General features: G+C 62.8%; 1 protein-coding gene. It reads right to left on the bottom strand.

Annotated features, from left to right (window positions below):
• Nucleotides 1–13: 13 nt before the first annotated feature.
• Nucleotides 14–1,117: IS110 family transposase (locus tag LB528_RS30115; protein WP_224717240.1), on the bottom strand; the 1,104-nt coding region annotated here is incomplete at its 5' end.

Here is a 1,117-nt window from a genome sequence, read left to right as displayed (position 1 = left end):
ATGGCAACTGTGTTCATGCGAATGCGGTTTTGTCGCGCATGATGGCGTTGAGGACGACGAGGAGCTTCCTTGCGACGGCGATGATAGCCAGTTTCTTGGAGCCTGAGCGGGCGGCAAGTGCGGTGTAGAAGGACTTGAACCGGTCGCAGGTTCTGATGGCCGTGAGGGCTGCCATATAGAGGGCGCGGCGCACGCGCGATCGCCCGCCCTGGATCTGGCTCCTGCGGTTGAGCTTGCCGCTCTTGTTGTCGAACGGGGCAAGGCCGACGAGCGCGGCGATCGCCTTGGGTGAGCGCTGGCCGAGCTCGGGCAAGAGCGCCAGCAGGGAGAATGCGCCAACCTTGGAGACGCCGGGCACGGAGACCATCAGCGTGTAATCGCGGGCGGTGTCCTGGTTTTGACGAATGACTTCGGCAATCTGGCCCTCGAGCGCCTTGATGCGAGCATCGAGGCCGGCGATCAGGTCTTTGAGGCTGGTGATGACGATCGCCTCGAAAGCCTCGCCGAGTTGCTTCTTCAGCGTTGCCCGCATCGCGACCAGTTGATCGCGGTGGCCGGCAAGCGACTGAAGCCGCTCACCTTCTTCGCGTGGCGCCGGCTCGGCCTCAGGCTGATAGCGACGGCCATAGTCGCTCAGCATCCTGGCGTCGAGAGGATCGGTCTTGGCTCGCCGTCTGGTCGACTTGGCATAGTGGTGGGTGTGCCCCGGGTTGTGCCGCGAGAACGGCACGCCGGCCTTGGCCAGCGCATGGCGCAGCAGCCGGTCATGGACCCCTGTCGCCTCCATGACGACGAAGTCCCGGCTGAGATCAAGGCCCGCCACATAGGCCGCGATCGTATTGGCCTGGTTGTCGACGCGCCGAAGACGGCCGCTTGTCTCATCAAAAAAGTCCAGCCACTGCTTGGAGATGTCGCAGCCGACATAGTTCTGGGCTATCATGTCCACGCCTCTTCCTGTGGTGCGGGGTCTGCTTGGAACAGCCCCGTGCAACTGTTCAGGTTGATGGTTCATCGGTGGGAAGGGACCGGGCCATGCCACGGCCTGTCCGAAAGGACGACCAGGATCCACTCGGCCTCCTTCCCACTTCAACCATACACCAGAACCAACACACAGGAT

Origin of the sequence: Mesorhizobium sp. CA4 (assembly GCF_020165075.1) — a bacterium.
Taxonomy (GTDB): domain Bacteria; phylum Pseudomonadota; class Alphaproteobacteria; order Rhizobiales; family Rhizobiaceae; genus Mesorhizobium.
Note: the sequence above shows the minus strand (reverse complement) of the source record. Positions and strands in the feature narration are given on the sequence as shown.